This window comes from Cytobacillus sp. T106 (assembly GCF_040492155.1).
Lineage (GTDB): Bacteria > Bacillota > Bacilli > Bacillales > Cytobacillaceae > Bacillus_AB > Bacillus_AB infantis.
This window is the reverse complement of record NZ_JBEUMK010000003.1, coordinates 469,893-494,924: the sequence shown is the minus strand read 5'-3', so window position 1 is coordinate 494,924 and position 25,032 is coordinate 469,893. Positions and strand designations below refer to the sequence as shown.

Here is a 25,032-nt window from a genome sequence, read left to right as displayed (position 1 = left end):
GATCTCCCGGGGCTGATCAAAATCCGTTGAAGAGGGGCCTGTTTTATAAGGGCCCCTCTTCATTTTTACCCTGCAGTTAAAAAATATTGATCAGAAAGATCATGAAGAGCAAGCCTATGATGAAGGAATAAGTGGCAGTGCGTTCGTTTCCGTCTCCATGGCTCTCAGGGATCAGCTCTTTATAAATAATGAACAGCATGGCGCCTGCGGCGAAAGCAAGGCCATAGGGAACAAGAATGCTGATAAATGATGTAAGATAGAATCCGAGAAGCCCGGTGACGATCTCTATCGCACCTGTCAGGGTGGCAATAATAAATGCCTTGAATTTGTTTATTTTCTGGTTTACCAGAAATAAAGCCACAAGGAATCCTTCAGGGGCATTTTGCAATCCAATGGCAAAGGCGATCAAATTGCCTGTATCTTCTGTGCTCGAAGCGTAGCTGACCCCTACGGATAACCCCTCAGGAATATTATGCAGTGTGATGGCTGCGATGATCAGCATTGCCTTTTCATCAAATTCGAGCCCTTTCTTCGAATGCTGAAGATCAATATGAGGGATATTCTTCTCCAGCAGCGTCAAGGAGAGAACACCGAGGAAAACACCCGCAGCCAGCGGCAGAAATCCACCCGCAGCCAGCGCTTCCGGAATAAGCCCCATCATGGAGGCTGCCATCATGATGCCTGCTGTGAAAGCCAATAGGATGTCTCTCCAGCTGTGGGTGATGCTCCCGTGCATAAACAGTATGATCAAAGCCCCAAGTCCTGTTGAAAGGGCAGACAGTACGCTCCCGATAATTACCTCGCTCATGGTATAAAGCTCCCCGCCTTTCCTTTGAAGCATGATGAGCACCATGCAATCTGGTCTAACCGTATTTATGGGCTTAACGCGCAATACTAATATATACAGCAGAAAGAAAAAAGTTCCCCGTAAAATAATTGTGCAGCTGAAAAGAATATGAAAAAGGCTGTCCAAACCGGTACCAGGGTTCGGACAGCCTGCATAATAGCTGATCTTATATATCTTCGGCCTGCATTTCTGCAAGCTGGCGGTCTGATGGAAGCACAGCCGATAAAAGGCCTAATAGAGGAAGGAAGCCAGTGACAGCCAAAGTCAGGGGAAGGCCGATCATATCTGCGAGCCATCCGAGCGCAACCGAACCGATTGCTCCCATGCCGAAGGCCAGGCCCACTGTGAGACCGGACATGGTGCCGATTTTTCCAGGCACCAGCTCCTGCGCATACACTACAGTAACCGAAAAGCTTGCCATCAGAATAAAGCCGGTTAACAGCAAAAAAATAAAAGCAAGTTCTTTTGGCATATACGGCAGCAGAATTGAAAATGGTGCAGATGCAGCCATTGAGACAAAAATGATTCTCTTTTTTCCAAACCGGTCAGATAATGGGCCGCCAAAGAATGTTCCTGCAGCGCCTGCTGCCAGGAATGCAAATAAAAATACTTGTGCCTGCGTAATCGTGAAGGAATACTCCGTTATCGCGTAAAAAGCGTAGAAATTGGTGATGGCTGATATATACCAGGAACGAGCAAATATCAGGAAAAGGATGACGGCCAGTGAAAGTACTATTTTGTTTTTTAGGGCAGTTTGCCGTTTTTTGCCGGCCCTGGATTTTTTCAGCCCCAGCTGCTTTTCCTCCTTCAGTCTTCCTGAATACCAGAAGGCGATATAAACAAGAAGGCCGGAAGCGAGGGCTGCAGCCAATGTAAACCAGGAAGCTCCTCTTTGCCCCAGAGGCACAAGAATGAGGGCTGTAATTAGCGGTGCAAGTGCCTGTCCTGTATTGCCTCCCACCTGATAAATTGACTGTGCCAGTCCCCTTTTTGTCCCTGCAGCCATATAAGCGACGCGCGATCCTTCAGGATGGAAAATGGCTGAACCAAGGCCAATCAGCACAACAGACAATACTATTGAAAGAAAATTCCCGGCCAAAGCGAGGCCGAGCACCCCGGCCAGTGAAATGGCCAGCCCAATTGGAAGAGCGAATGGCATCGGCTTACGGTCAGTCAGTATGCCAGTAACCGGCTGGAGGAGCGAAGACACGATGTTAAGGGAAAAAGCAATGAATCCAAGCTCCGTATAAGTCAGCCCCATTGACTTTTCGAGGATGGGAAACATGGCAGGCACTACAGCCTGGATCGTATCGTTCAACAGATGGCAGAGCCCGATGATGAATAAAACTTTATAGGCTGTACCTTCGTTATATTTTTGCTTTTGGACTGCTGCAGGGTGTCCCATTGAATTCCCTCCTGGTGTTTATTTGCCGATAGAGTTCTTGATTGAAATAACACATAATAAAATAGCATAATATATTTTAGTAGATTTATCCATGATTCATTTACAATGGATCTGGGAGGATGTCATTTTTGGAGGCAAATATGGAAAAATATATTCAGGAATTGCTGGATGGCAGCTCCATCCTTAAAGACATGAAGAATACTTTTGGACTTGAAGAGGATTGCAGACTTCTTGGGGATTTTGAGAATTTTGTTTATGAAGTAAATAAGGGTGGAACGCCCTATATTCTCAGGCTGACTCATCAATCGCATCGGTCTTTTCACAATATTGCAGCCGAGATTGACTGGCTAAATCATTTATTCTCTGAGGGTATTCAAGTTCCTGAGGTGATGATGGCTTCAGGAGAAAGGATCATAACCGCCGGGTGCAGGGATGGCAGCAGTTTCTACGCCTGTCTGTATTCGAAAGCTCCGGGCAGGCCAATCAAAGTAACTGATAGAGAGTTTGACAAAGATCTTTTCAGGTCATGGGGCAGGATCATTGCCCAGATGCATGAAGCAACAGCCAATTATAAGGCAAATGCTGAAATTGGAGCAAGGCCGGGCTGGGATGAGGAAGATGTCCTTTTCCCTGAAAGGTATGTTCCCGCAGAAGGGCATGCAAGAATCATTGCGAACAGCAGGGAGCTCATCAGCAGGATTAAAACGCTGCCTGCAGGAAAAGACAGCTTTGGGCTTGTACATACAGATCTTCATTCAGGCAACTTCTTTTTTGATGGAAAAAAGGTCTATCCGTTTGACTTTGATGACTGTGCCTATCACTGGTTTGCCTCAGATATAGCCATCCCGGTGTATTACTCGGTCCTTTACCGCTTTAAAAACGGAACACAGCAGGAGAAAAATGCTTTTGCAGCAGGATTTCTGAAGGAATTTGCTTCAGGATATGAGGAAATCAGGCAGCTTCCTCCCGGGTGGCTTGATCAGCTCCCGCTGTTTCTGAAGCTTAGGGATGTTGTCCTCTATACTGTCCTCCATAAAAAGATTGCGCCTGAGGATAGAAGCACTGGACTGCTTTCAATGATGGCTGATTTGAAGGGCAGGATCGAGGACAAACAGCCGATTTTCACCCTTGAATGAGTAAAGCAGAGCACCGCATGGTGCTCTGCTTTACACGTGTTGATAAATTGGGCCTGACACCTTAGTCTTTTACAGGCAGCAGGATCTCAGCTTTTGTGCCTTCATTCACTCTGCTTGAGATGGTGATGCTGCCTCCAAAGGACTCAATGATCCTTTGGCATACAACAAGGCCTAGCCCAGTTCCCATATCCTTTGAAGTGAAAAATGGCGTGAATACCTTCTCAAGGTCTTCCTCACGGATGCCGGAGCCTGTGTCTTCCAGTATGATACTGTGCCATTTGCCGCCGGTGTGCAGGGAGATGGAGAGCCGTCCCCCGTCCGGCATTGCTTCAAAAGCGTTCTTTGCAAGATTGAGAAGTACCTGCTTCAGCTGATCCTGGGTACCCTCGGCAATCGCCGGGTTATCCGGAAGATGGTAGGTGCACTGTACATTTGCCAGGGACGCTTCTGATTCGAAAAGGGGAATCAGGTCAGAAATGATTTCTTTCAGATTGATTTTTTCCAATTTCAGGGCAGCAGGTTTTCCCAGGATCAGAAACTCACTTACAATTTCATTGATTCTGCTTATTTCCTTGTCAATCACTTTAAAGAAGTACTGATCGTCGGAATGTGTGTATTTTTCACTGAGAAGCTGGACAAGCCCTTTTATTCCGGTCAAAGGATTCCGGATTTCGTGGGCTGTACTTGCTGCAAGGGTGCCGACCAGCTCAAGCTTCTGCAATTCGTTTTTCTTCTTTTCCTCTGCCGCCTGCTTTTTAAGCATGAAATATTTGATAAAAAAGAAGATGATATGGAAGATGATCAGCAGTCTTGCAATAAATCCCGCAGCCTCTTTAAAGATTGCTGCGTTATCTCTGTCAGGGACTGCTGTTTTGATCGTCCAGGGGAGTCTCTCGATCGGGATCATGACTGTCTGCTTATTGCCAAATGAATCGGAACCGGCCATATTAAAGCTCATGATCGGCGCATCCTCCTGGTTGTAGACGACCAGCCTGGCATCGGGCGTCAGCATGGTCAATATATTTTCAATGTGGTCTACCCTGATCTGTGCTATGGCAATTCCGGCGATCTCCCGGTTCTCTTTAAGCACCGGCGCTGCCAGGCCAATAACCTTCTGGCCGTTTTCGAGCGTTTCCTGCCTGGAGGAAATGACGATATCCTTAGCATCCATCGCTTCCTGTATATAATTTTTTTCGAGCATATTTTTGTTGTCAAACAGAGAGTTTGATCCTGCGATGACTTCTCCGCCGGCATTGGCTACATATAATCCCCCATAGCGTGAATCCATCAGATGGATGCGCTGAAGCAGCGGTGAGATTTTAGCAGGATCCTGCATTTCCGCAGAGGCCGCAATAGAAAGGACCTCAAGGGTAGAAACGGTTTCCGAGATAAAGTCATCCCAATGCCGCTGGTGGATGGCTGCCGTCCACCTGGCAGCTTCCTGGCGGTCGCTGATATTCTGATCCAGCAGCTTGTTCATATAAAAGAGGCTGGAAATGACAGCAGGGATCATAACGGCTGCGAGATACAGAATATAGTTCTTTGGTTTTTTCATTTGTATGTACCTCAATAGATATTTGTATAATTGAGAAGAGCGCCTCGTATCCGGGCGGGCTTATTTGTTATTATACCACTTATGAACAAATCAAGTTTAACAGCAGCCAAGAATGATAAATAGGTACTAAAGGGAGGAGTTAGATGAAAAATAAAGAGATAGTATCGTTCCTGATTACATCTGATTTGCATGGCAGCATCTATCCTTATGATTACAGCACGGGAAAAGAACAAGCAGCGGGGCTTGCCAAACTGGCATCAGTGATCAGGCAGGAGAAGGCGAAGGCAGACCATACACTCCTTCTGGACAATGGCGACCTGATCCAGGGCACGCCGCTTATGTACCATTATTCCCGGTTCTTAAAGCACCGTGTCAATCCCATGGTCCAGGTCCTGAATAAGCTGGAGTATGATGCTGCTGTAATCGGCAACCATGAATTCAATTATGGCATCGAAATGATCAAGAGTGCAGCCAGCGAATCCAATTTCCCCTGGCTGAGCGCCAATGTGCTGCACCGGACAACGAAGGAGCCGTATTTCGGAGTGCCCTATATGATTAAGGAAATGAATGAGCTTAAGATTGCGGTCCTGGGGATTACAACAAGCCATATCCCGAATTGGGAAAGGCCTGACTATATCCAGGAACTTTTCTTCGATTCTGCAATTGAGACCCTTGCACGCTGGATTCCTTATGTAGAAGAAACTGAAAAGCCCGACTTCCTGGCGGTCGCTTATCATGGAGGCTTTGAACGGGATATGGAAACAGGCGCCAAAGCGGAGGAGGAAACAGGAGAAAATGAAGCTTACAGGATCTGCATGGAATTTCCGGAAATCGATCTGCTGATTACCGGCCATCAGCATAGGAGGCTGTCTGGCAAAGAGGTGAACGGGGTGCCGGTCATCATGCCGGGAGCCCATGGAAGCCATTTGGGCAAAGTAGAAGTGACTTTTGAAAAGGTCCGTCATGAATGGACAATCGCCGGCCTCGACTCATCTTTGATCAGCAATGAAGGTGAGTGTGATAAGGAAATCATCCACGATGCAAGCTTTTACGAAAATGAAACGCAAAAGTGGCTTGATGAAGAAATCGGCTCTCTGACAGAAAGTATGCTGATCACAGATCCACTGGAAGCCAGGATCAGGGAGCATCCATTGATTGAACTGGTTAACCGCGTCCAGATGGATGCTTCCGGGGCAAAGATATCCTGTACAGCCCTGTTCAATGAAGGAGCACCGGGGTTCAGCAGCACGGTGACCATGAGAGATATCATGACCAATTATATTTATCCAAACACACTTGCTGTATTGCAGATAACAGGCCAGGACATTAAAGATGCACTGGAAAGGTCTGCCTCCTACTTCAGGGTCGGTGAAGATGGGGAAATTGCGGTCAATCCGTCATTTTCAAAGCCTAAGCCGCAGCATTATAATTATGATATGTGGGAAGGGATCGAATATGAACTGAATCTATCCCAGCCTGAAGGAAGCCGTGTCACTGTTTTGGAGCACAGAGGAGAGGCCATGAAAATGGATGAAGTGTTTGAGGTGGTCATGAACCACTACCGTGCAGGTGGAGGAGGCGGCTACTGGATGTTTAAGAACAAACCTGTTATCCGGGAAATCCATAAGGACATGACAGAACTGCTGGCTGAATATATCAGGAAAGAACAGCCTGTAAAGGCAGAAGTGAATGCAAACTGGAAGGTTACAGCCAATTCTCATTTATTGCAGCCCAAAAATTGACACAAGAGGCAAGCTTCCTTATAATAATGCTGAATTTGAGATAAAATAACGTGTTAAAGGATCTGTTTAAAAATGGGGAATGAACAGGTAAATCAATCATTAAAGCTTTTTATCGTTTTATCAAGGGCCTGCAGGGCTGTTAATGAGAATGTCAATAAGCTGATTCAGACATACGGATTGAATCCGACTGAATTTGCGGTGCTTGAGCTGCTCTATCACAAAGGAGACCAGCCGCTGCAGCAAATCGGCGGCAAAATCCTGCTCGCAAGCGGCAGTATTACTTATGTTGTGGACAAGCTTGAGGAAAAAGGGTACCTCCGCCGGGTGGCCTGCCCGACAGACCGGCGCGTGACATTTGCCCAGATTACAGAAAAAGGCAAAGCGTTCATTGAGGAGATCTTTCCGTCTCATGAGCAGTTCATCCATGAACTGATGTCAGAGCTATCTAATGAAGAAAAGCAGACAGCGATCGATCTTTTAAAGAAGCTCGGCTTATCTGTCGGAAGATTTTAAAGCAAAGCACAGTGATCTTGCTGTGTTTTTTGTTTTTTAGGAGGATTTTCCTGCTGGATGTCGAATCTTTAGTATGGTTTTTTAAAATAAAGCTATTCGGGGGGAAAAGAATGAAATTCAGTGAATATACATATGTCCGTCCAGACATGGACGAAGCAGGAAGGAAATTTGAAGCTGCACTGGAGAGGTTCAGGGGGGCAGCAAGTGCCGATGAACAGAATGAAGCGATGAAGGAGATCAATCAGATTCGCAACGATATCGGGACAATGTTCAACTTATGCTATATCCGCCATTCAATTGATACTAATGATGAATTTTATAAAAATGAACAAGACTATATGGATGAAGTACAGCCGCAGCTGGAAGGGTTTGTAACAGATTACTATAAAGAACTGGTAGATTCCAAGTTTCGTTCAGAACTTGAAGGAAAATGGGGTAAGCAGCTTTTTGCGCTGGCAGATGCCCAGCTGAAGGTATTCAAGCCGGAAATCCTGCCACTTATGCAGAAGGAGAATAAGCTATCTTCTGAATATACGAAGCTGATGGCCTCCGCCAAGATCGATTTTGAAGGGGAAGAGCGTACACTGGCCCAAATGGAGCCATTTACCGAGTCGACCGACAGGGAAATGAGAAAGAGGGCCCAGGAGGCACGTTTCGGATTCCTTGCTGACAATGAAGAGGAGCTTGACCGTATCTATGACGATCTTGTAAAAGTCAGGACAGAAATCGCACATAAGCTTGGCTATAATAACTTTGTAGAGCTGGCTTACTACAGAATGTACCGGACGGATTATAATGCAGAAATGGTCGCCAAATTCCGCGGACAGGTCAAAGAGCATATAGTCCCGATCGCGACAAAGCTAAAGCAGCGCCAGCAGGAAAGAATCGGACTTGATGAATTAAAATACTATGATGAGCCTTTCCAATATAAGACGGGCAATGCAGCACCGAAGGGAAGCCCTGAGTGGATCATTGAAAACGGCCAGAAAATGTATGACGAACTCTCAGAAGAAACAGGCAGATTCTTTTCTTTTATGAATGAAAATCAGCTGATGGATCTTGTGGCGAAGAAGGGGAAAGCAGGAGGCGGCTACTGCACCTATATTGAAAACCATAAAGCACCTTTCATCTTTTCCAATTTCAATGGCACTTCAGGTGATATCGATGTGCTGACACATGAAGCCGGCCATGCTTTCCAGGTATATTCCAGCAGCCATTTTGAAATTCCTGAATACAACTGGCCGACATATGAAGCAGCAGAAATACATTCCATGAGCATGGAGTTCTTTACATGGCCATGGATGGAAAATTTCTTTAAGGAAGATACAGATAAGTATAAGTTTTCCCATCTGAGCTCTGCATTGCTTTTCCTTCCTTATGGCGTAAGCGTAGACGAATTCCAGCATTGGGTATACGAAAACCACACTGCTACTCCGCAGGAACGTAAGCAGGCCTGGAGGGAAATTGAGAGGAAATATCAGCCGCATAAAGACTATGAAGGAAATGAGTATTTGGAGAATGGCGGTTTCTGGCAGCGCCAGGGGCATATCTTTAATTCTCCTTTCTATTATATCGATTATACACTTGCACAGATTTGCGCTTTCCAGTTCTGGAAGCGTTCAAGGGAAAACCAGGAAGAGGCATGGAGTGATTATGTCAAGCTGTGCGGATTAGGCGGAAGCCTTCCTTTCACAGAGCTGGTCAAGGAAGCCAATCTTCTTTCGCCATTCGAGGAAGGCTGTGTAGAATCCGTAATTGGTGAAATTGAAAGCTGGCTGAATTCTGTAGATGACAAAAGCCTGTAAAATTAGATGAGCCGGGGATTCCCCGGCTCTTTCTTGCTGTTCAGGAAATTTTAAATCGTATATCCTGGGGACTATTTTCAATACCTGATCAATGTCCAGCAGCTGCGCCGGGATCACAAACCAAACCTCCCAAAAAGTCAAAGAATTCCTTTCCGTGAGGCACCCAGGAAGCTGGCCATGCCGACGTTGCCACAGGACTTGGCGTTCTTAGTCTGCGTTCCTAAAGGTGATCAAGGCTCTTGCGCTTTTGTTCTGCAGATATTACTATTTTACTGGCTGCTGTCCAGATCTTCTTTAAAAAGGGGGAGATGGATTTCGGCTGTTGTGCCGGAGCCCATCCTGCTTGTAATCGAGAGCCTGCCTTTATGCTGCTGGATAATCTGCTCTGTAATCATCAGACCGAGGCCAGTACCTGATTCCTTTGTGGTAAAAAAAGGTTTTTTGATATTTTGCAAAAGTTCTTCGGGCATTCCGCATCCGCTGTCTTCGATTAAAATTCTTGCTTCACCAGTGCTGGTCTGTCTGCATGAGATCTTTACAACACCGCCCTCCGGCATAGCGTCGATGCTGTTTTGGACAAGATTGATGCATGCCTGCTTCAGCTTGCCGGTGTCGCAAAGGACAGTTCCGCATCCAGGAAGAATATCCTTCAAAAGGTGCACATTTTTATAATGTGCCTCAGATTCAAACAGGAGCGCTGTTTCATTTAGCAGCGGTTCCAGCGGCTGAGGCTTCATGTTTGGTGTGTGCGGTTTGGACAGATATAGAAATTCATTAATAATTCCGTTCATCCGCTCCAGTTCTGAATGGATGATTGAAATATATTGCCTATAGTCATTCTCCTTTTCACCAATCATTTGTATAAATCCTGATATAACGGTTAATGGATTTTTAATTTCATGGGCGACGCTCGCTGCCATTTCACCGGTGACCTTCAGTTTTTCAGAATTCCGCAGATACTCTTCCAGCTTTTTCTTCTCAGTAACATCCCTTATGACCATCGATACTGCAAAAATTTTATGCTGAGCATTATAGACAGGGGATACGGTCGCCTCTAGCACGCTCGGCTCATCACTGACACCCGGAAAGGAAAGTTCAGCTCCGGAAATACTGCGGCCAAGAAGCGCCGAATCCAGCATATCCGAGATTTTACCATTTTCATCCGCTATGATGGTTTCAAGGCTGTCCCCAGGCTCTGGAGCTGTGGAGTGAAACAGCAGGGAGAAACTGTTATTCATTCTTAGAATCCTTTTTTCTGCATCTGCAATTACAATGGAATCGCTGGTATTGTCAAAAAAAGCGTCGATATAGGATCTGGTCGATTCCAGGTCTTTCCTTGCAGCCATTTCGCTTCTCTCTGCTTTTTCCCACAGCCTGTTCGCGTGTTTGATCATGAAAAACAGCAGAATGCTTGTGAGCAGGGCAAAAAGGAGGATATAAGGCAGGTCCTCAGGGCCGGACATTTCTGCAATTAAATGTCCATTTGCTGCATTCAGGATGATAAGGGCTGCAGCAGCCAGCGAGGTGGAAATGCCAAGCGCAAGATAACTCTGATAAAAGGCTGATAAAATGATCCCGAACACCAGAAAAATATAATTGACCAGATAAGGAAGCTGCAGGTTCAGGTAAAACAGATAACTGTATATACTGGCCAGGATTACAATCATCATGAAGTGAGGCTTCGGCTTAAGATAATAGAGGCCGGTGAGCAGCAGGCAAAAGCCAAGGCCGACAGGCGGCCACAGCAAATCATAGCGCTGATCGACCAATGTGTAAAAAGCTGTATCGATTATGTAAAACAGCCAGAGCAGCTGTATCAAAAGCAGATTCCGGCTTTCTATCAGGCTTGTTTTGTTCATGCTTAGGGTGCCTTTCGGTTAGTATATTAACCAATTTTATCACAATTTGTCAGATTTTGTTGAGCGACTTTCATGTCTAACAGAAAAAGACATACAGTAAGCCTGTATTAAGCTTCTGTATGCCTTTCGCAATTGATTTGTATCTTTATTTTCCAGTAACCACAATATTTCCATCCAAAAGGTCTGCATGCAGCTGTGTGCATGATGGATCTTCCAGAATAAAGTCCGCAATTTTGTCTTCCAGCTGCTCCTGGATTGCCCTTCTAAGCGGACGGGCTCCAAACGCCGGATGATAGCCAAGCTCGGCCAGTTTTTCAACTGCTTCATCAGTAAAAGTCAGCAGCATATCCTGTTCTTTGAGTGCTGTATTCAGCTCTTCCAGCATCAGCTGCACAATTTTCAGCAGGCTGTCTTTTTCAAGCTGTTTGAACTCTATGATGCTGTCGAATCTGTTCAGGAACTCAGGCTTGAAGAAACTGCCCAGAGAATCAAGAATTCCTGATTCCTTGACAGCTTCGCTGCTGCCGAAACCGACCTTGATTTCCCTGTGTCCTGCACCGGCGTTGCTTGTCATGATGATAACAGAATCCTTAAAGCTGACGGTCCTTCCCTGGCTGTCTGTCAGGCGGCCGTCTTCGAGTATCTGGAGGAACATATGCTGTACGTCAGGGTGGGCTTTTTCTATCTCATCCAGCAGAATGATGCTGTATGGATTCCTCCGCACCTTCTCAGTCAGCTGGCCTGCTTCATCATGGCCGACATATCCCGGAGGGGAACCGATAATTTTTGAAATGCTGTGTTTTTCCATATATTCGCTCATATCAAGCCTGATCATGCTGTCTTTAGAGCCGAAGAGCTCTTCAGCAAGTGTTTTTGTCAGTTCGGTCTTACCAACACCGGTTGGTCCGACAAATAAGAAAGAGCCGATTGGGCGGTTTTTGGATTTTAATCCAGCTCTGCTTCTGCGTACTGCCTTTGCGACCTTTTTAACAGCTTCTTCCTGGCCGATCACTTTTTCGGAAAGGGATTTTTCAAGGTTCTTCATCTTGGATTGTTCATCCTGCTGAATTTTGCCGACCGGAATGCCGGTCTTTCTTTCAATGATCTCCTGGATATGTCCCGCTTCCACTACCGGCCTCTTTGCCGAATCATTGTTCAATGCTTTTTCAAGCTTGATTTCCTGTTCACGGAGCTTGGCCGCTTTTTCATAGTCTTCTTTCTTCAGGACTTCTTCTTTGGCAGCTGATATTTCAGCCAGCTTCTGCTCGATTTCTTCCCCTGGTGTATATTCTGCTGTCAGATTGATTTTTGATCCTGCTTCATCCAGCAGATCAATGGCTTTATCCGGAAGAAATCTGTCCTGTATATATCTGCTTGATAGAGTGACGCATGCCGACAGCGCCTCTTCCGAATAGGTGACTTCATGGAAGTCCTCATATTTGGACTGGAGGCCTTTCAGGATTTCTAAGGCTTGTTCCTGTGTTGGCTCCTGAATGTGAACAGGCTGGAAACGCCTTTCAAGCGCAGGGTCTTTTTCAATCTGGCGATATTCTTTTAAAGTTGTCGCACCGATTACCTGAAGTTCGCCGCGGGCAAGAGCAGGCTTCAGGATGTTGCCTGCGTCCATGGAGCCTTCGGCGGATCCTGCTCCGACAAGAAGATGGATTTCATCAATGAACAGGATAATATTTTTCCTTTCCTGCAGCTCTGTGATAAGCTGTTTCATCCGTTCTTCAAACTGTCCGCGAATGCCGGTATTGGCAACAAGCGAAGCGACATCAAGAAGATAAACTTCTTTATTCAGCAGTTTGCGGGGTGCTTTCTTTTCAGATATTTTCAGTGCCAATCCTTCTGCAATGGCAGTTTTCCCGACACCGGGCTCTCCGATCAGTACTGGATTATTTTTATTTCTCCGATTGAGTATTTCAATGACACGGTCAATTTCTTCATCCCTGCCAATGACAGGATCTATTAAGCCTGCATTGGCTGCATTGCTCAAGTTCTTGCCAAACTGTTCAATAAAGCCGTTTGACTTTTTGCCTGGCTGCTGTTTCATTCCCTTGCCGGCACTAGCTTCACCGGCGCCCATTTGTTTGAACAAGTCTTCCATGCCGGAAGCCTCGAAGGGATTCTGGTAACCGAAGGAAGCGTTCATTTTTCGCTTTTCGGTCTGATAGCAGCTGCTGCAGAGATGTGTTTCTATTTTATTTCCATTTATATTAAACCTTAATTGGATGGTTGCCTGGTTTTGTTGACATTTTTCACAGTTCATCAATCAATGCCTCCTATATGTTGACTTTGACTATCTTTGACTAACTTTGATTTTATTATACTTTGACCTTATTTGACTTTCAAGCAATAAGACTTGGCAATTTAAGCCAAAGGAATGAATTGTTTTGAAAAGCTCGTCTTTGTTGGAAAAGCCGGTCATATACATGAAGGGGAGGAGGCGGTTTCGTGAAAAATTGGACTGGAGCCTTGCAGATTGCTGCTGTCTATGTTGGTACAGTAGTCGGGGCGGGTTTTGCAACAGGCAAGGAGATAGTAGAGTTTTTTACCCGGTTCGGGTTTATCGGGCTGATCGGAATTCTGATGAGCGGATATATATTTATTATGCTGGGAACAAAGCTGATGAGGATCTCAGCACGGATACATGCAAAGTCCTACCAGGAGCTGAATGATTATCTGTTCGGCAGATATTTCGGAAAAGTGATCAATGTGCTGACATTAATTATGCTCCTTGGCGTATGTGCTGTCATGCTGTCAGGCGCAGGAGCTGTATTTCAGGAGCAGCTTGGATTGTCCAAGCTCTCAGGGGTGCTTGCAACAATCATATTATCGGTGGTTGTAATGATTCTCGGCATTAAAGGGCTGTTTGCTGTGAATTTGTTTGTAGTGCCTATGATGATTGCCTTCAGTTTTATCTTAATGTTCATTTCTATAAAGCTCCCGGGCTTTAAGGAGCAGATGCTGTTCATTCCGTTTGCGGAGGATGGGTGGAAAGCTGTAGCCGCGCCATTTTCCTATACCGCGCTCAATCTGGCCCTGGCACAGGCGGTGCTGGTGCCTGTTGCAGCTGAAATAAAAGATGACCGGACCATCAGGATGGGAGGGTATATCGGAGGGGCGGCATTGACCATCATCCTTTTATCAAGCCATCTGACTCTTGTAATGCTCCCTAACCTGGAAGTATATGAAATACCAATGGCAGTCATCATGAAAAATCTTGCATCCGGTTTTTACGGCCTGTTTGTACTGGTCATTTATGGAGAAATTTTTACCTCAATAATAGGAAATATTTTCGGGCTGGAGAGGCAGATAAGGCAGTATATTTCAATCCCGGCCATCTGGTCGGTCGGGGGAATTTATCTAATTACCTGTTTAATCAGCATGATAGAATACAGTACACTGCTTTCCTATCTTTATCCGATATTCGGATATGTCAGCATTCTATTTATTGTCCTGCTCTGGATAAAACCTACAGAAGAAAAAGAAGCATGAAAAAAAACAGGCCGATGAGGTGTTTCATCGGCCTGTTTTCCTTATTTCTCTGCTGAAATGGTTTTTGCCATTTGAATAAAAGCATCAGTGTGATCAGCATCATTTTTTGTGTAGATGCTCAGCTTTAGGGGCTGTCCACCGTTTTTAATCAGGTATACCGCTGCTTTATCTTCTTTTGAAGCTGCTTCGTAAATGATTGCATCCTGCAGGAATTCATCATCAGAAGCCTCCGCAGATTGCACCTCACTGCTTACCGCTGTCAGCTGGGATTTTGCGTTCTCTTCAGCCATTTCCCAATCTGTATCTTCCGGCAGCAGCTCAATCCTCATGAATACTTGATCATTATCTGTCAGATAGAGTACATCTTTATTAGGCTCTTCAGCTGTCAGTTCGTATGAAGGAAGGACATACATAGAATAATTCTGGTTGTCGCTTTTTTCAAGGACTGCAGTTTCTTCCATCGTTTCTCCATTCACCTGGTATGACAGGGATTTTTCCTGCTCCATTTCAGAGCTGCCTGTCTCCTCGTTTTCTTCTCCTTCAGACTGATCATCCGTCTGCTCTATGTCTTCACCATTTGAATTGTCACCGGTTTCCTGGGTGCCGTCTGTTGTGCCCGCTGTTTCTTCTGTATTGGTTCCATTGTCTTCACTTCCTGTGTCCTCTGTAGTCCCGCACCCGGCAAGTGCAAGTGAAAGGATCCCTGTAGCCAGCAATAGTTTTTGAAGTGTGTTCATTTTGGCATTCCTCCTGTATGTCATGCAGTTTTATAATAGAGTAGACGATGTTATCTGCAGAAAGTTACAAATTTTGCTGATTTCATCAGTTGAATGGCAAGATAATAAAAATTAATAGATCGAATATGAGATGAGAGACAATGACCAGGGGCAGGCTTTTCTTCCAGGCATACAGATATCCCCAGAACAGCCCGGCTGCAAATGCTGCAAGGGCAAGGACCGGATAGCCGGAATAGAAATGGACGGAGGCGTAAAGCAAAGCAGCTGATATCACTGCCCATCCTGGTTTTATGTAGCTTTGCAGGCGTTTTTGGACAAAACCCCGCCAAAAAATTTCTTCGCCCGGAATGATGACAAGGATCAGGACGATATATTGCCAGATTACTTCCGGGGAAAGCCGGCTGTACAATCTCCCGATTTGGCTTGCGAATGGCAGGTTCAAAATCTCTATCAGAAAATGGCCTGTCCAGAATAATCCATAGAGGAGTACCCCGGAAACTGCTCCAAAGAAAAGGTAAGACCGGAAAGAAGCCTCATCCTCCACTTCTTCTGCCATAATTGAATAGCTGATCAGAAACAGCATGGAAGCGGTGAATATATACCAAAATACTGCCCTGTCCTGAAAAGTGAAAAACAGTAACAAATGGGCAATCATGATCCCCAGGATCAGTTTTATATCAATTGAGCCAATTTTCATTCATGATCTCCTTTCAGCCAGGTGGAAAATATAAATGCGGGTTTACGGTGCAATGCTTCTTCTGCTGTATAATCAGTAAGTAAGCTGTTGGCTCGTACAATTTATTGGTGTTCTAACAAACCAATCACTATTTTATCAAAAAATGAAAGTACTCTGCTACTACTTTTGTTCATACAACTGTTTTTAACAGCATACAGGAGGGAAAAAGATGCGAAAAGCACTAATTTTAGGAGCTACCGGCTTGACAGGGGGCCATCTTTTGGAGCTGCTCCTGGGCAGCGGCCAGTACTCAGAAATAAAAGTGATCAGCAGACGCCCGCTCAGCATAGAACATCCTAAACTGACGGTATACATTGGGGGCTTCAGCAGGCTGGAGGAGATGGGGGATGCCTTCAAGGCTGACGATATATTCTGCTGTATTGGCACAACGATTAAGAAGGCGGGAAGCAAAGACGCTTTTCGGGCAACCGATTTAGAGTATCCCTTAAAGGCGGCACATCTTGCACAAGAAGCAGGTGCAGCCAGATTCCTGATTATATCGTCAATGGGGGCAGACCCGGATTCTAAGTTTTTTTATAATAAGGTAAAAGGACAGATGGAAGAACAGCTTAAGACACTGAATGCTTTCAGCCTCCACATTTTCCGGCCGTCCCTTCTTGTCGGCGATAGGGCGGAGTTCAGGCTGGGGGAAAAGGCCGGCGAGGTTTTCTTAAGGGCGGCAGGGCCGTTTATGAAGGGAAAGCTTCAAAAGTATAAATCCATCAAGGCATTAGATGTGGCAAAAGGGATGGCAGCGGCCGCAATCCGTGATAAGGAAGCCCGCAAGGCTGCAATGATATATGAATCGGATGAAATAGCCCGCCTTGCAGGCAAATAAAAAAACTCCGCCTGGCAGCGGAGTTTTATTTACTTTATATTATAGCAGCGCTTACATTTTACGATTAGAATACCGATTCTTTAATGACTTTATAGTTTTTATGGTTAACAACAGTCCTTTGCTCTAACTCAAGATCACGATAGTCATCCATGTATGTAAGATCGACAATCACCGAATTTTCGTTCACTTTTTCAACTATGCCCTTCAAGCCTTCCCTGAATTCAATCACGTTTCCGACTTCTGCTTTCTTCATACATCCTCTCCCTCTCCCGTGTTTGTTTCTTCTCTAAAAGCTTATTAACATTTTGCACTACTTTTTGAATTTCGTAAAGAATTTTGAACATTTTTAACTGAAACTTCCATTTTTCGGATTGAAACATAAGGGTATTGCATAACTGTGCTTCTGCAAGTATTTCCGTGGAAATTCTTATAGTAATTTGGTATACAGTAAGTATGTGAAAAGGAGGTATTGGCTTGGAACAAAACTTGGTGAATGAATTGCTAGATAAGCTCAAAGACGGTGAACTTGCGGAGTACTATGTAAAAAAGGAAGACTTCCTTGAGTTTCGCAGGGTGCTTGTCAGCCGCCCGGACTTTAAGCATTTCCGCGGCATTGGCCAGCGAGGCGGAGATGTATTGTATCAATATCTACCTGAGCCCCGCAGCTGAAGGCTCAATATAGATAGGAAGGGAGTCGATGGAGCAATGAAGTTTAAAGACAGGACAGTGTTCATAACCGGTGGTGCAAATGGGATTGGCAAGGGCATTGCCAAGTCATTTGCTGAAGAAGGTGCAAAGGTAGTTATTGCAGATATAGCCGAAAAGGAAGGGGCTGAGCTTCAGGAGAAGCTGGTATCCGAAGGCAGGGAAGCCTTTTTTGTGTATACAGATGTGAGAGATGAAAGAAGCATTATAACTGCCATGGAAAAGGCAGCCGCTCAGTTTGGAACTATAGACATCCTTATCAATAATGCCGGGATTTCAAAGTTTATTTCATTTACGGAGATGACATTGGATGAATGGGATGAGATCCTCCAGACTAATTTGCGGAGCGTTTTCCTCTGCAGCAGGGAAGCAGTGAAGCTGATGAAAAGTGGAGGCTCAATCGTAAATATGGCTTCGACCCGGGCGTCCATGTCTGAGCCTGACACAGAGGCTTATTCTGCATCCAAGGGAGGGATCACGAGCATTACCCACGCTTTGGCAAGAACCTTGGCAGGCAAGGGAATCAGGGTTAATTCCATCAGCCCGGGCTGGATTGAAACAAAGCATTATGATGAATTGCGGGAAAAGGACCATAAGCAGCATCTTTCAGGAAGAGTAGGTAAACCGTCTGATATAGCGCGCTGCTGCCTCTACCTTTGTGATCCGGAAAACGATTTTGTAACGGGCGAAAACATCGTGGTCGATGGGGGAATGACCAGGAAAATGATGTACGAGGAATAGCAGGATTCCTTCTAGTTTTTCCGCAGCAGCAGGATGCTGAAAATGAAAATAGTCCCAACGAAAATCAGGCAGCTTAAGAGATGGGAAAACATATGAAGCCTCCTCAAGTGGTTTATTCCATCATATAGGTGATTCATAATGTTTCCGTTGCATGAACGTAAAGTTCCAGTAAAAAAAACTCCAGCAGAATGCGCTGGAGTTTTTTATCTTGATTTGTAAGAGCCGGCAGCCTTTCTGGCATACTCTTTAAGCTGCTGGATAATCTCAAGGCTTTTTTCGCTGCCTTCTGCAGATACGAAGCCATAGGTGCTGCTATTCCATTCGTGCTTTTGCCATACCGGCTCACCGGTCATGGTGATAAGAGAATCGTTAATGATGAAAGACATTTCCATCAGCAGCTTTTTTTCTCTTACCGGAAGGTCCATGGAAGCCTTGAAACGCAGGCCGTTCGGGCTCAAATCCATTATCTCCGCTGTGCCTGGCCTTGCCTCAACCGGTTTATCGTCAATTTTTATAATCCTGAAGGACCCATGGAGCGGCTTAGGGAATTGAAACCGGAACGGCTCATCCCGTTTATATCTCATATGATCACCTTCATATATTTGTTTGTTAATTCTTGTAAGTTTATTGAATCACCAGACCGCCTTTTTTGCAACCATTTTCTCTGCTGAGTCTATTTCTTCCAATCACTTGCTATGCTTGTATAATTTCATGTTATATTTAAAAAGACAAAATATTAGAATAATAGAGGTGTGCAAATGCTTGATCAAATAGAAAAACTGAAAAGAGAAATAGGAAAGGTGATTGTCGGCCGGGATAAAGAAGCAGAGTTGCTGGTGATTTCGCTCATCTTCAATGGCCATGTGCTTCTTGAAAGTGTGCCTGGAACAGGCAAGACACTCATGGCAAAAACATTCGCTGAAACATTTGGAGGAAAGTTCTCGCGGATTCAATTTACACCGGACGTACTTCCGAGTGATATTACAGGAATCCAATTTTTCAATCCGAAAAACCATGAATTTGAGTTCCGCCCAGGACCCATCCTTGCCAATATTGTACTTGCTGATGAAATAAACAGGGCTACCCCGCGGACACAGTCAAGCCTGCTTGAGGCCATGGAGGAACGCCAGGTAACGATTGACGGACATACATTCAGGGCGGAAGAACCCTTTATGGTCATTGCGACGCAGAATCCGGCAGAGTCGCAGCAAGGGACCTTTCCGCTGCCGGCAGCACAGCTTGACCGCTTTTTCATGAGGGTTAAACTGGGCTATCCCAGCCTTGAAGAAGAAAGGATGATAATAAAGGGAAAAAGGAGGCAGTCAGCTGCCGTAAAACAGGCTGTAAGCCGGCAGGAACTCGCTTTATTGAGGGAGGCAGCAGCACAGATACATATATCGGAAGAGCTTGAAGGTTATCTGCTCGAAATTGTCAGGAAGACGAGGGAAACCCCTGCCATCGAACTTGGGGTCAGCCCAAGGGGGTCGCTTGCCCTGCTGAGGGCTGCAATTGGTGCTGCACTGATAAAAGGCAGAAAATATGCCGTCCCGGAGGATATCAAGGAAATGGCTCCATATGTGCTGGCACATAGAATCTATCTTACCGCCGAAGCATCCCTTACAAGCACAGAGGAAGAAGTGATTAAAAAAGTTATTGATTCCGTTGAAGTCCCTGTTGAAGCAGGTGCCCGCTAGAATGGAGTGGAAAAAGTATACGGTCGAAAACAGGTCCTTGCAGATTATGTCTGCACTTGCCCTGCTGCTGGTTTTGCTTAGCCTTTATCTGACCTCGGCAATTTTGTTCCTGATGTCCAGTTTGTTTTTTTGTGTCCTCCTTGCCAATAATTATTATTTGAAGAAAATGGGGGAAGGAGTCGAATTTGAAAATAAAGCTGTCAGGAAACGGATGTTTATTGAAGAGCATCATGAATGGGAGCTGGGTTTTGTAAATAACGGACTTCCCATTTTGAATGCACGGCTCTACGTCTATTTCGATGATCTTGTAATCCCCTTGAAAGGGGTTCAGCAGCCGAGATTTTCAAAGTACGAGCTATCCATCCCATTCACTCTTCCAAGAAAAGGGGAATATTCAGTCCGGATTCCATTTTCAGCCGGCAGGAGGGGGCTTGCGAAAATCCGCAGCATGGAGCTTCGGATTCCCCATTTCTTCGGTTTTGGCGAGACAGTGCTGGAATACAGGACAATGATCGCCCAGGAAGCGCTCATCTATCCGAAAAGGCTGCCTGTAGAAAACAAAGAACAGTTTGTATCAGCAAAACCAGGAAATGAGGCTGCCAGGCATACACTATTTCAGGATGTTTTGTCTCCTGCCGGCACGAGGAATTACGTGCCCACCGACAGCTTCAATCAAATTCATTGGAAAGCAACGGCAAGGAGCCGGAGCATCCAGACCAAGGTATATGAAAATGTTTCTGAAAAAGGCCTGCTGCTTTCTTTGAATCTTTCCGAAGGATACTCCATTACTCCGAGGCTTGAGGAGCTTCTGAGCTGTTCGGCCGAGCTTGCATACACAGCTGTAAAAGAAGGGATTCCCTTTGCGGTTTGCATGAATATCCGGACAGCAGGATCCGTCCCTTTTCAATATATTCCCGCCGGGACCGGAAAGGCGCATCTCCAGAAGGTGCTGGAAAGCTTTGCGGTTGCAGGCTATCATTCTGTCCTGTATCCATATGACAAGATGGCTGCCCATTATACAAGGCATTTTGCCCTTCAGCCTTATATTATCCATGGAGGCTTAAAGCCGCAGGCTGGAGATAAGTATTTTAAAGAATTGGAACAGAAAGGTTTTACAGTGCTCGAAATGCAGCTGCTGGAGCAAAAAGCCTGGATAAAGCCGTTTCCGAAACCTATCCATAAAGAGGTGATTTAATTGCCCGGAATCAAATGGCATCCCTATATGACGCTCATTTCGGAGGCTGCTCTTGCAAGCATGCTGCTCTGCCCAGTGTTTATGCCCTCAGGCGACATGCTGCCGGTGTTATATTCGTTTACTCTCCTGGCAGCATCAGCCGTGCTGTATTTCTTCCTGCTGAATGCCGGCGGCAGCAGAGGGAGCCTGCTGTTTTTTGCCGCTGTACTGCCTTTTATATTTATTGCTGGAACCCTTCTGGGCTTCTCCTGGTTCGCACTGCTATGTTTCGGGGTACTTGTATTCTGGAGGACAGAAGCTGCCTATAAAGACCCTGAAGGAAGTTCTGACAGCAATCTCTTCCTGCTGGTTTTCGCGGGAGGCTTTGCCGTTATCCTGGCGGCTGTTTTCCTGGATCGCACATGGATTGGCAAGTTGGTTTGGATGGTCGTCCTGCAGGAAGCCTTTATTATTGTAGCAGGATTTTTTTCAAGATTGGCTGCCTCCGGAACTTCCCGGAAAAACAAAGGGCTTCTGATTCGTGATTTTGTACTTGCCATGCTGGGGGTTTTTGCAATTGGAGCGGCGGCTGTGGCTGCTATTCCCGCTGTCACCGGGCTGTTCTTTTCTATGATGAGGGGCGTTGCTTATCTTTTTGGCGCAGCTGCATCCCCATTTTTCCAATGGGCCGAAAAACGCGACTGGAGCGTTTCTTTAAATGAAGAGCCTGAAAGCCAGGATCAGCAGCTGGGTGAGAGCAGGGAACAGCCTTTAATGGAAGAACAGGGCCAGGGATTTGAAATGGTGCTGGCAGCAGCTGCTGCAGCCAGTCTTATTTTTATCATGTACTATCTATATAAAAAAAGAAAGAAATCTTCCGGAAATGCGATGAAGGATAAAGAGAAATCATATATCACTGTCGAGCGGGAGCCTGGCAGTAATGGAGGCATGGACCGCGGAAAAAAACGGACAGAGGCGCCTTTAGACCCTGTCAGGAGGGAGATATACCAGCTCGAATCATACAGTGATAAACTGCAGCTCGGCAGAAGGCAGTCCGAAAGCTTTCCGGAGTGGATGAACAGGATCGGCCTGCATGTTGACCCCATTACCAGCAGCATATATGAAAAAGTAAGATACGGAGAAAAGCTGGCTGATGCCGCTGAAGCTGCTGCTTTTCTAAAAGAGATTGCCTTATTGAAAAAAGATCTGAAGCGGATCCATTTGCATCTTGTTAAGGAAGGGGAACTATCTTCAGCGAGGTTTCTTGGCATTTTCCAAAAAAAGCAGCTGAAAGGACGTAAATCCTAACATCTAAAGAAGCCTCCGGCATATAAATCTAAAAAGCACGGAGGAGGCGGCGGAATGGAATTAACAAAACAAGAACGTCTGAACAGGATCGTGGATCTTGCAGATTCAATACTGGAGCAGCTGGTCGAAGACCGGACTGAATTCAGGGCGAAGGATTTGAAGCAGGCAGCCGAACTGCTTGCAAGATGCGTAAAAGAAATCGCTAAGCTGCAGTCCCATGGGACAGGGAACACCCTATATGAATATGAGGCTGCCATTAATAAGCTGAGAGTAAGTTATAATATCCTCTTTTTGGGTAAAGAAAAGAAAACAATGGCAAATGAAAGCGTTTCATAAAAAAAATACCTGCAAATCCTTAAAAAATAAGGCATTAACGTTGTCTAAGACGGGAGGAAATGCTATTCTTTTTTTTGAGATGTTGGTTGTCTGATGACTTGAAAAAAAGGCGACTAAACTATACTTAATTTCATACATGAATAAACCATAGATGGAAAAAATACTATTGCGTAGATAAATAACTGCAATATGTACTGGCGCTTTTGGCCTGTTCCATTTAGAACGGGATGCGGCTTTTATGGGCGTTTCCGGCAACTGCTTAGTCGTTTTGGCATAAATCGGTTAGATTAAGTTAGTAGGCAACAAACTCATATACATCTTGCTATAATTATTAATTAATTCTAAAGGAGACTGATCTCAATGGTTGAAAAACAATTCAAAGTAACGGCTGAAACTGGAATCCATGCTCGTCCAGCTACATTATTGGTTCAAACTGCAAGCAAATTCGATTCTGATGTGCATTTAGAATATAAAGAAAAAAAGGTTAACCTAAAGTCAATCATGGGTGTTATGTCTCTTGGTGTCGGCCAGGGCGCTGATATTAAAATCATTGCTGAAGGAAACGACGAAGCTGAGGCTGTAAAAGCACTTGAAGACACTCTAACAAAAGAAGGACTTGCTGAATAATGAGCTTTCTACAGGGAATTGCAGCTTCAAGCGGCATTGCGATTGCTAAAGCATACCGTTTGGTAGAACCTGATCTGTCTTTCAGCAAAAAGACGGTTGAGGATGCAGACAATGAAGTCGGCCGCTTTCAGCAGGCTTTGGCCACTTCCAAATCAGAGCTTGAGGCCATCAGGGAGAAAGCGGAAAAAGACCTGGGCGCAGATAAAGCGGCCATCTTTGATGCACATCTCCTGGTACTCAGCGATCCGGAATTAATATCACCCATCGAAGACAAGATCAAGACAGAAAAAGTGAATGCTGAACAGGCATTGAAGGAAACAGCTGATATGTTCGTCAGCATGTTCGAACAAATGGACAATGAGTATATGAAGGAACGCGCAGCAGACATCCGCGATGTCACCAAGCGTGTGCTTTCCCATTTGCTTGGAGTCCAGGTCGTCAACCCTAGCATGATTGCCGAAGAAGTGATCATCATTGCAGAAGACTTGACGCCATCTGATACTGCGCAGTTGAACAGGCAGTTTGTTAAAGGGTTTACAACTGATATCGGCGGAAGGACGTCCCATTCAGCCATCATGGCCCGTTCAATGGAAATACCTGCGGTTGTCGGCACTAAGACAGCTACAGAGGAAATCCAGAATGGCGATATGGTGATTGTTGATGGTCTTACCGGCCAGGTTCATGTAAATCCTACACCTGAGGCGATTGAAAGCTACAAAGAGCAAAACGCTGCCTTTGAAGCTCAGAAAGCTGAATGGGCAAAGCTTGTCAACGAAAAGACGGTTTCTGCCGACGGACATCATGTAGAACTGGCAGCCAATATCGGAACGCCTAAGGACCTTAAAGGAGTCATCAATAATGGCGGTGAGGCTGTAGGCCTCTACCGTACAGAATTCCTTTATATGGGCAGGGACCAGCTTCCGACAGAGGAAGAGCAGTTTGAAGCCTATAAAGCTGTCCTTGAAGGGATGGAAGGAAAGCCTGTTGTTGTCCGTACACTGGATATCGGCGGGGATAAAGAGCTTCCTTACCTGAACCTGCCGAAGGAAATGAATCCTTTCCTAGGCTTCCGTGCGATCCGCCTTTGCCTCGAAGAACAGGATATCTTCCGTACGCAGCTGAGAGCCTTGCTTAGAGCGAGCTCTTACGGCAATCTGAAGATCATGTTCCCAATGATCGCCACTCTGGATGAATTCCGCCAGGGGAAAGCAATCCTTGAAGAGGAAAAGCAAAAGCTTTCATCTGAAGGCGTGAAAACAGCTGACAAGATTGAGCTTGGCATCATGGTCGAAATTCCATCGACTGCGGTCCTTGCCGATCAGTTTGCCAAAGAGGTTGATTTCTTCAGCATCGGCACGAACGATCTGATTCAGTATACAATGGCAGCTGACAGGATGAATGAAAGGGTATCTTATTTATACCAGCCATATAATCCGGCTATTCTGCGCCTTGTAAAAATGGTGATCGATGCAGCTCATAAAGAAGGCAAATGGGCTGGCATGTGCGGTGAGATGGCAGGGGACGAGACTGCCATTCCGCTTCTGCTCGGCCTCGGTTTGGACGAGTTCTCCATGAGTGCCACTTCCATACTGAAAGCACGCTCGCAAATTCTTCGCCTGTCAACGGAAGAAATGAAAGAGCTTGCCGAAAAGGCGCTTCAGATGGGGACTGCAGAGGAAGTAGTGGCAGCTGTTAAGCAGGCCACACAAAAATAAAAACTTTTTTAAAAAAAGGTTTTAACGGGATAATCACGGGGTATATGCAGAGTAAGCA

The 25,032-nt window shown here is 45.5% G+C and carries 23 protein-coding genes; 14 read left to right on the top strand and 9 right to left on the bottom strand.

The window, feature by feature from the left end; all coding sequences use genetic code 11:
- Positions 1-76 precede the first annotated feature (76 nt).
- Together ABU165_RS10080 and ABU165_RS10075 are read right to left on the bottom strand one after the other, a co-directional pair.
- The gene (locus ABU165_RS10080; RefSeq protein WP_009794266.1) at positions 77-808 is read right to left on the bottom strand and encodes a ZIP family metal transporter; all 732 of its coding nucleotides are present in this window, start codon (positions 806-808) and stop codon (positions 77-79) included.
- A gap of 205 nt (positions 809-1,013) precedes the next feature.
- Complete coding sequence (locus ABU165_RS10075; RefSeq protein WP_009794267.1) at positions 1,014-2,252, bottom strand: MFS transporter; 1,239 nt, start codon at positions 2,250-2,252, stop codon at positions 1,014-1,016.
- A gap of 140 nt (positions 2,253-2,392) precedes the next feature.
- On the opposite strand from ABU165_RS10075, the gene ABU165_RS10070 reads away from it, so the two are divergent.
- Positions 2,393-3,388 (top strand): phosphotransferase enzyme family protein, encoded by a 996-nt coding sequence (locus tag ABU165_RS10070; protein ID WP_318060160.1) that lies wholly within the window; start codon positions 2,393-2,395, stop codon positions 3,386-3,388.
- Positions 3,389-3,449: 61 nt separating this feature from the next.
- Here the strand turns inward: ABU165_RS10070 and ABU165_RS10065 are convergent, their stop codons facing one another.
- On the bottom strand, positions 3,450-4,943 hold the full coding sequence (locus tag ABU165_RS10065) for an ATP-binding protein (RefSeq protein WP_318060159.1): 1,494 nt from the start codon (positions 4,941-4,943) through the stop codon (positions 3,450-3,452).
- A 143-nt stretch (positions 4,944-5,086) separates the two neighbouring features.
- Here ABU165_RS10065 and ABU165_RS10060 point away from each other — a divergent pair, with 143 nt between their 5' ends.
- From ABU165_RS10060 to ABU165_RS10050, 3 genes are all read left to right on the top strand, one after another.
- Positions 5,087-6,685, top strand: a complete 1,599-nt coding sequence (locus tag ABU165_RS10060) for a bifunctional metallophosphatase/5'-nucleotidase (RefSeq protein ID WP_129611844.1) — start codon at positions 5,087-5,089, stop codon at positions 6,683-6,685.
- A gap of 72 nt (positions 6,686-6,757) precedes the next feature.
- The gene (locus ABU165_RS10055) at positions 6,758-7,198 is read left to right on the top strand and encodes a MarR family winged helix-turn-helix transcriptional regulator (protein WP_009794271.1); all 441 of its coding nucleotides are present in this window, start codon (positions 6,758-6,760) and stop codon (positions 7,196-7,198) included.
- 110 nt (positions 7,199-7,308) lie between these two features.
- Positions 7,309-9,003 carry a M3 family oligoendopeptidase gene (locus tag ABU165_RS10050; protein ID WP_009794272.1) on the top strand — a complete coding sequence of 565 codons (1,695 nt, stop codon included), beginning with the start codon at positions 7,309-7,311 and terminating at the stop codon, positions 9,001-9,003.
- 269 nt (positions 9,004-9,272) lie between these two features.
- Here the strand turns inward: ABU165_RS10050 and ABU165_RS10045 are convergent, their stop codons facing one another.
- Entirely contained in the window at positions 9,273-10,862 is a 1,590-nt protein-coding gene (locus ABU165_RS10045; RefSeq protein ID WP_101550746.1) for a two-component system sensor histidine kinase NtrB, read from the bottom strand.
- 145 nt (positions 10,863-11,007) lie between these two features.
- On the bottom strand, positions 11,008-13,134 hold the full coding sequence (locus tag ABU165_RS10040) for an ATP-dependent Clp protease ATP-binding subunit (protein WP_318060158.1): 2,127 nt from the start codon (positions 13,132-13,134) through the stop codon (positions 11,008-11,010).
- A 185-nt stretch (positions 13,135-13,319) separates the two neighbouring features.
- On the opposite strand from ABU165_RS10040, the gene ABU165_RS10035 reads away from it, so the two are divergent.
- Complete coding sequence (locus ABU165_RS10035) at positions 13,320-14,363, top strand: YkvI family membrane protein (protein ID WP_311224565.1); 1,044 nt, start codon at positions 13,320-13,322, stop codon at positions 14,361-14,363.
- A 41-nt stretch (positions 14,364-14,404) separates the two neighbouring features.
- On the opposite strand, the gene ABU165_RS10030 is transcribed toward ABU165_RS10035, so the two are convergent.
- Positions 14,405-15,100 (bottom strand): hypothetical protein, encoded by a 696-nt coding sequence (locus tag ABU165_RS10030; RefSeq protein ID WP_318060157.1) that lies wholly within the window; start codon positions 15,098-15,100, stop codon positions 14,405-14,407.
- An 85-nt stretch (positions 15,101-15,185) separates the two neighbouring features.
- Entirely contained in the window at positions 15,186-15,797 is a 612-nt protein-coding gene (locus tag ABU165_RS10025) for a CPBP family intramembrane glutamic endopeptidase (RefSeq protein WP_009794277.1), read from the bottom strand.
- 208 nt (positions 15,798-16,005) lie between these two features.
- Here ABU165_RS10025 and ABU165_RS10020 point away from each other — a divergent pair, with 208 nt between their 5' ends.
- Positions 16,006-16,674, top strand: coding sequence for an NAD(P)H-binding protein (locus tag ABU165_RS10020; RefSeq protein WP_009794278.1), 669 nt, complete (start codon positions 16,006-16,008; stop codon positions 16,672-16,674).
- A gap of 64 nt (positions 16,675-16,738) precedes the next feature.
- On the opposite strand, the gene ABU165_RS10015 is transcribed toward ABU165_RS10020, so the two are convergent.
- On the bottom strand, positions 16,739-16,927 hold the full coding sequence (locus ABU165_RS10015) for a YkvS family protein (protein WP_009794279.1): 189 nt from the start codon (positions 16,925-16,927) through the stop codon (positions 16,739-16,741).
- Between the two features lie 221 nt (positions 16,928-17,148).
- On the opposite strand from ABU165_RS10015, the gene ABU165_RS10010 reads away from it, so the two are divergent.
- Positions 17,149-17,343, top strand: coding sequence for a hypothetical protein (locus tag ABU165_RS10010; protein WP_311224563.1), 195 nt, complete (start codon positions 17,149-17,151; stop codon positions 17,341-17,343).
- 36 nt (positions 17,344-17,379) lie between these two features.
- Positions 17,380-18,120 carry an SDR family NAD(P)-dependent oxidoreductase gene (locus tag ABU165_RS10005; RefSeq protein WP_009794281.1) on the top strand — a complete coding sequence of 247 codons (741 nt, stop codon included), beginning with the start codon at positions 17,380-17,382 and terminating at the stop codon, positions 18,118-18,120.
- Positions 18,121-18,323: 203 nt separating this feature from the next.
- Here the strand turns inward: ABU165_RS10005 and ABU165_RS10000 are convergent, their stop codons facing one another.
- Positions 18,324-18,704 carry a PilZ domain-containing protein gene (locus ABU165_RS10000; protein ID WP_094768857.1) on the bottom strand — a complete coding sequence of 127 codons (381 nt, stop codon included), beginning with the start codon at positions 18,702-18,704 and terminating at the stop codon, positions 18,324-18,326.
- Positions 18,705-18,878: 174 nt separating this feature from the next.
- Here ABU165_RS10000 and ABU165_RS09995 point away from each other — a divergent pair, with 174 nt between their 5' ends.
- The 6 genes from ABU165_RS09995 (at position 18,879) to ptsP (ending at position 24,974) form a co-directional block, all read left to right on the top strand.
- A complete protein-coding gene (locus tag ABU165_RS09995) occupies positions 18,879-19,814 on the top strand; it encodes an AAA family ATPase (protein ID WP_009794284.1) in 936 nt (311 codons plus the stop codon).
- A gap of 1 nt (position 19,815) precedes the next feature.
- Positions 19,816-21,009, top strand: a complete 1,194-nt coding sequence (locus ABU165_RS09990; protein ID WP_318060156.1) for a DUF58 domain-containing protein — start codon at positions 19,816-19,818, stop codon at positions 21,007-21,009.
- Positions 21,010-22,296 carry a hypothetical protein gene (locus ABU165_RS09985; RefSeq protein ID WP_253616608.1) on the top strand — a complete coding sequence of 429 codons (1,287 nt, stop codon included), beginning with the start codon at positions 21,010-21,012 and terminating at the stop codon, positions 22,294-22,296.
- Between the two features lie 54 nt (positions 22,297-22,350).
- The gene (locus tag ABU165_RS09980) at positions 22,351-22,632 is read left to right on the top strand and encodes a hypothetical protein (RefSeq protein ID WP_009794287.1); all 282 of its coding nucleotides are present in this window, start codon (positions 22,351-22,353) and stop codon (positions 22,630-22,632) included.
- A gap of 360 nt (positions 22,633-22,992) precedes the next feature.
- On the top strand, positions 22,993-23,259 hold the full coding sequence (locus ABU165_RS09975; RefSeq protein WP_009794289.1) for a phosphocarrier protein HPr: 267 nt from the start codon (positions 22,993-22,995) through the stop codon (positions 23,257-23,259).
- Complete coding sequence (ptsP, locus tag ABU165_RS09970) at positions 23,259-24,974, top strand: phosphoenolpyruvate--protein phosphotransferase (protein WP_009794290.1); 1,716 nt, start codon at positions 23,259-23,261, stop codon at positions 24,972-24,974. Before ABU165_RS09975 ends, ptsP begins: the two co-directional genes overlap by 1 nt.
- Positions 24,975-25,032: the final 58 nt, after the last annotated feature.

Excerpts from the sequence above, each read along its gene's own strand:
- ABU165_RS10080 (WP_009794266.1), bottom strand. The coding sequence starts at position 808 with ATGAGCGAGGTAATTATCGGGAGCGTACTGTCTGCCCTTTCAACAGGA.
- ABU165_RS10075 (WP_009794267.1), bottom strand. The coding sequence starts at position 2,252 with ATGGGACACCCTGCAGCAGTCCAAAAGCAAAAATATAACGAAGGTACA.
- ABU165_RS10070 (WP_318060160.1), top strand. The coding sequence starts at position 2,393 with ATGGAAAAATATATTCAGGAATTGCTGGATGGCAGCTCCATCCTTAAA.
- ABU165_RS10065 (WP_318060159.1), bottom strand. The coding sequence starts at position 4,943 with ATGAAAAAACCAAAGAACTATATTCTGTATCTCGCAGCCGTTATGATC.
- ABU165_RS10060 (WP_129611844.1), top strand. The coding sequence starts at position 5,087 with ATGAAAAATAAAGAGATAGTATCGTTCCTGATTACATCTGATTTGCAT.
- ABU165_RS10055 (WP_009794271.1), top strand. The coding sequence starts at position 6,758 with ATGGGGAATGAACAGGTAAATCAATCATTAAAGCTTTTTATCGTTTTA.
- ABU165_RS10050 (WP_009794272.1), top strand. The coding sequence starts at position 7,309 with ATGAAATTCAGTGAATATACATATGTCCGTCCAGACATGGACGAAGCA.
- ABU165_RS10045 (WP_101550746.1), bottom strand. The coding sequence starts at position 10,862 with ATGAACAAAACAAGCCTGATAGAAAGCCGGAATCTGCTTTTGATACAG.
- ABU165_RS10040 (WP_318060158.1), bottom strand. The coding sequence starts at position 13,134 with ATGAACTGTGAAAAATGTCAACAAAACCAGGCAACCATCCAATTAAGG.
- ABU165_RS10030 (WP_318060157.1), bottom strand. The coding sequence starts at position 15,100 with ATGAACACACTTCAAAAACTATTGCTGGCTACAGGGATCCTTTCACTT.
- ABU165_RS10025 (WP_009794277.1), bottom strand. The coding sequence starts at position 15,797 with ATGAAAATTGGCTCAATTGATATAAAACTGATCCTGGGGATCATGATT.
- ABU165_RS10020 (WP_009794278.1), top strand. The coding sequence starts at position 16,006 with ATGCGAAAAGCACTAATTTTAGGAGCTACCGGCTTGACAGGGGGCCAT.
- ABU165_RS10015 (WP_009794279.1), bottom strand. The coding sequence starts at position 16,927 with ATGAAGAAAGCAGAAGTCGGAAACGTGATTGAATTCAGGGAAGGCTTG.
- ABU165_RS10005 (WP_009794281.1), top strand. The coding sequence starts at position 17,380 with ATGAAGTTTAAAGACAGGACAGTGTTCATAACCGGTGGTGCAAATGGG.
- ABU165_RS10000 (WP_094768857.1), bottom strand. The coding sequence starts at position 18,704 with ATGAGATATAAACGGGATGAGCCGTTCCGGTTTCAATTCCCTAAGCCG.
- ABU165_RS09995 (WP_009794284.1), top strand. The coding sequence starts at position 18,879 with ATGCTTGATCAAATAGAAAAACTGAAAAGAGAAATAGGAAAGGTGATT.
- ABU165_RS09990 (WP_318060156.1), top strand. The coding sequence starts at position 19,816 with ATGGAGTGGAAAAAGTATACGGTCGAAAACAGGTCCTTGCAGATTATG.
- ABU165_RS09980 (WP_009794287.1), top strand. The coding sequence starts at position 22,351 with ATGGAATTAACAAAACAAGAACGTCTGAACAGGATCGTGGATCTTGCA.
- ABU165_RS09975 (WP_009794289.1), top strand. The coding sequence starts at position 22,993 with ATGGTTGAAAAACAATTCAAAGTAACGGCTGAAACTGGAATCCATGCT.
- ptsP (WP_009794290.1), top strand. The coding sequence starts at position 23,259 with ATGAGCTTTCTACAGGGAATTGCAGCTTCAAGCGGCATTGCGATTGCT.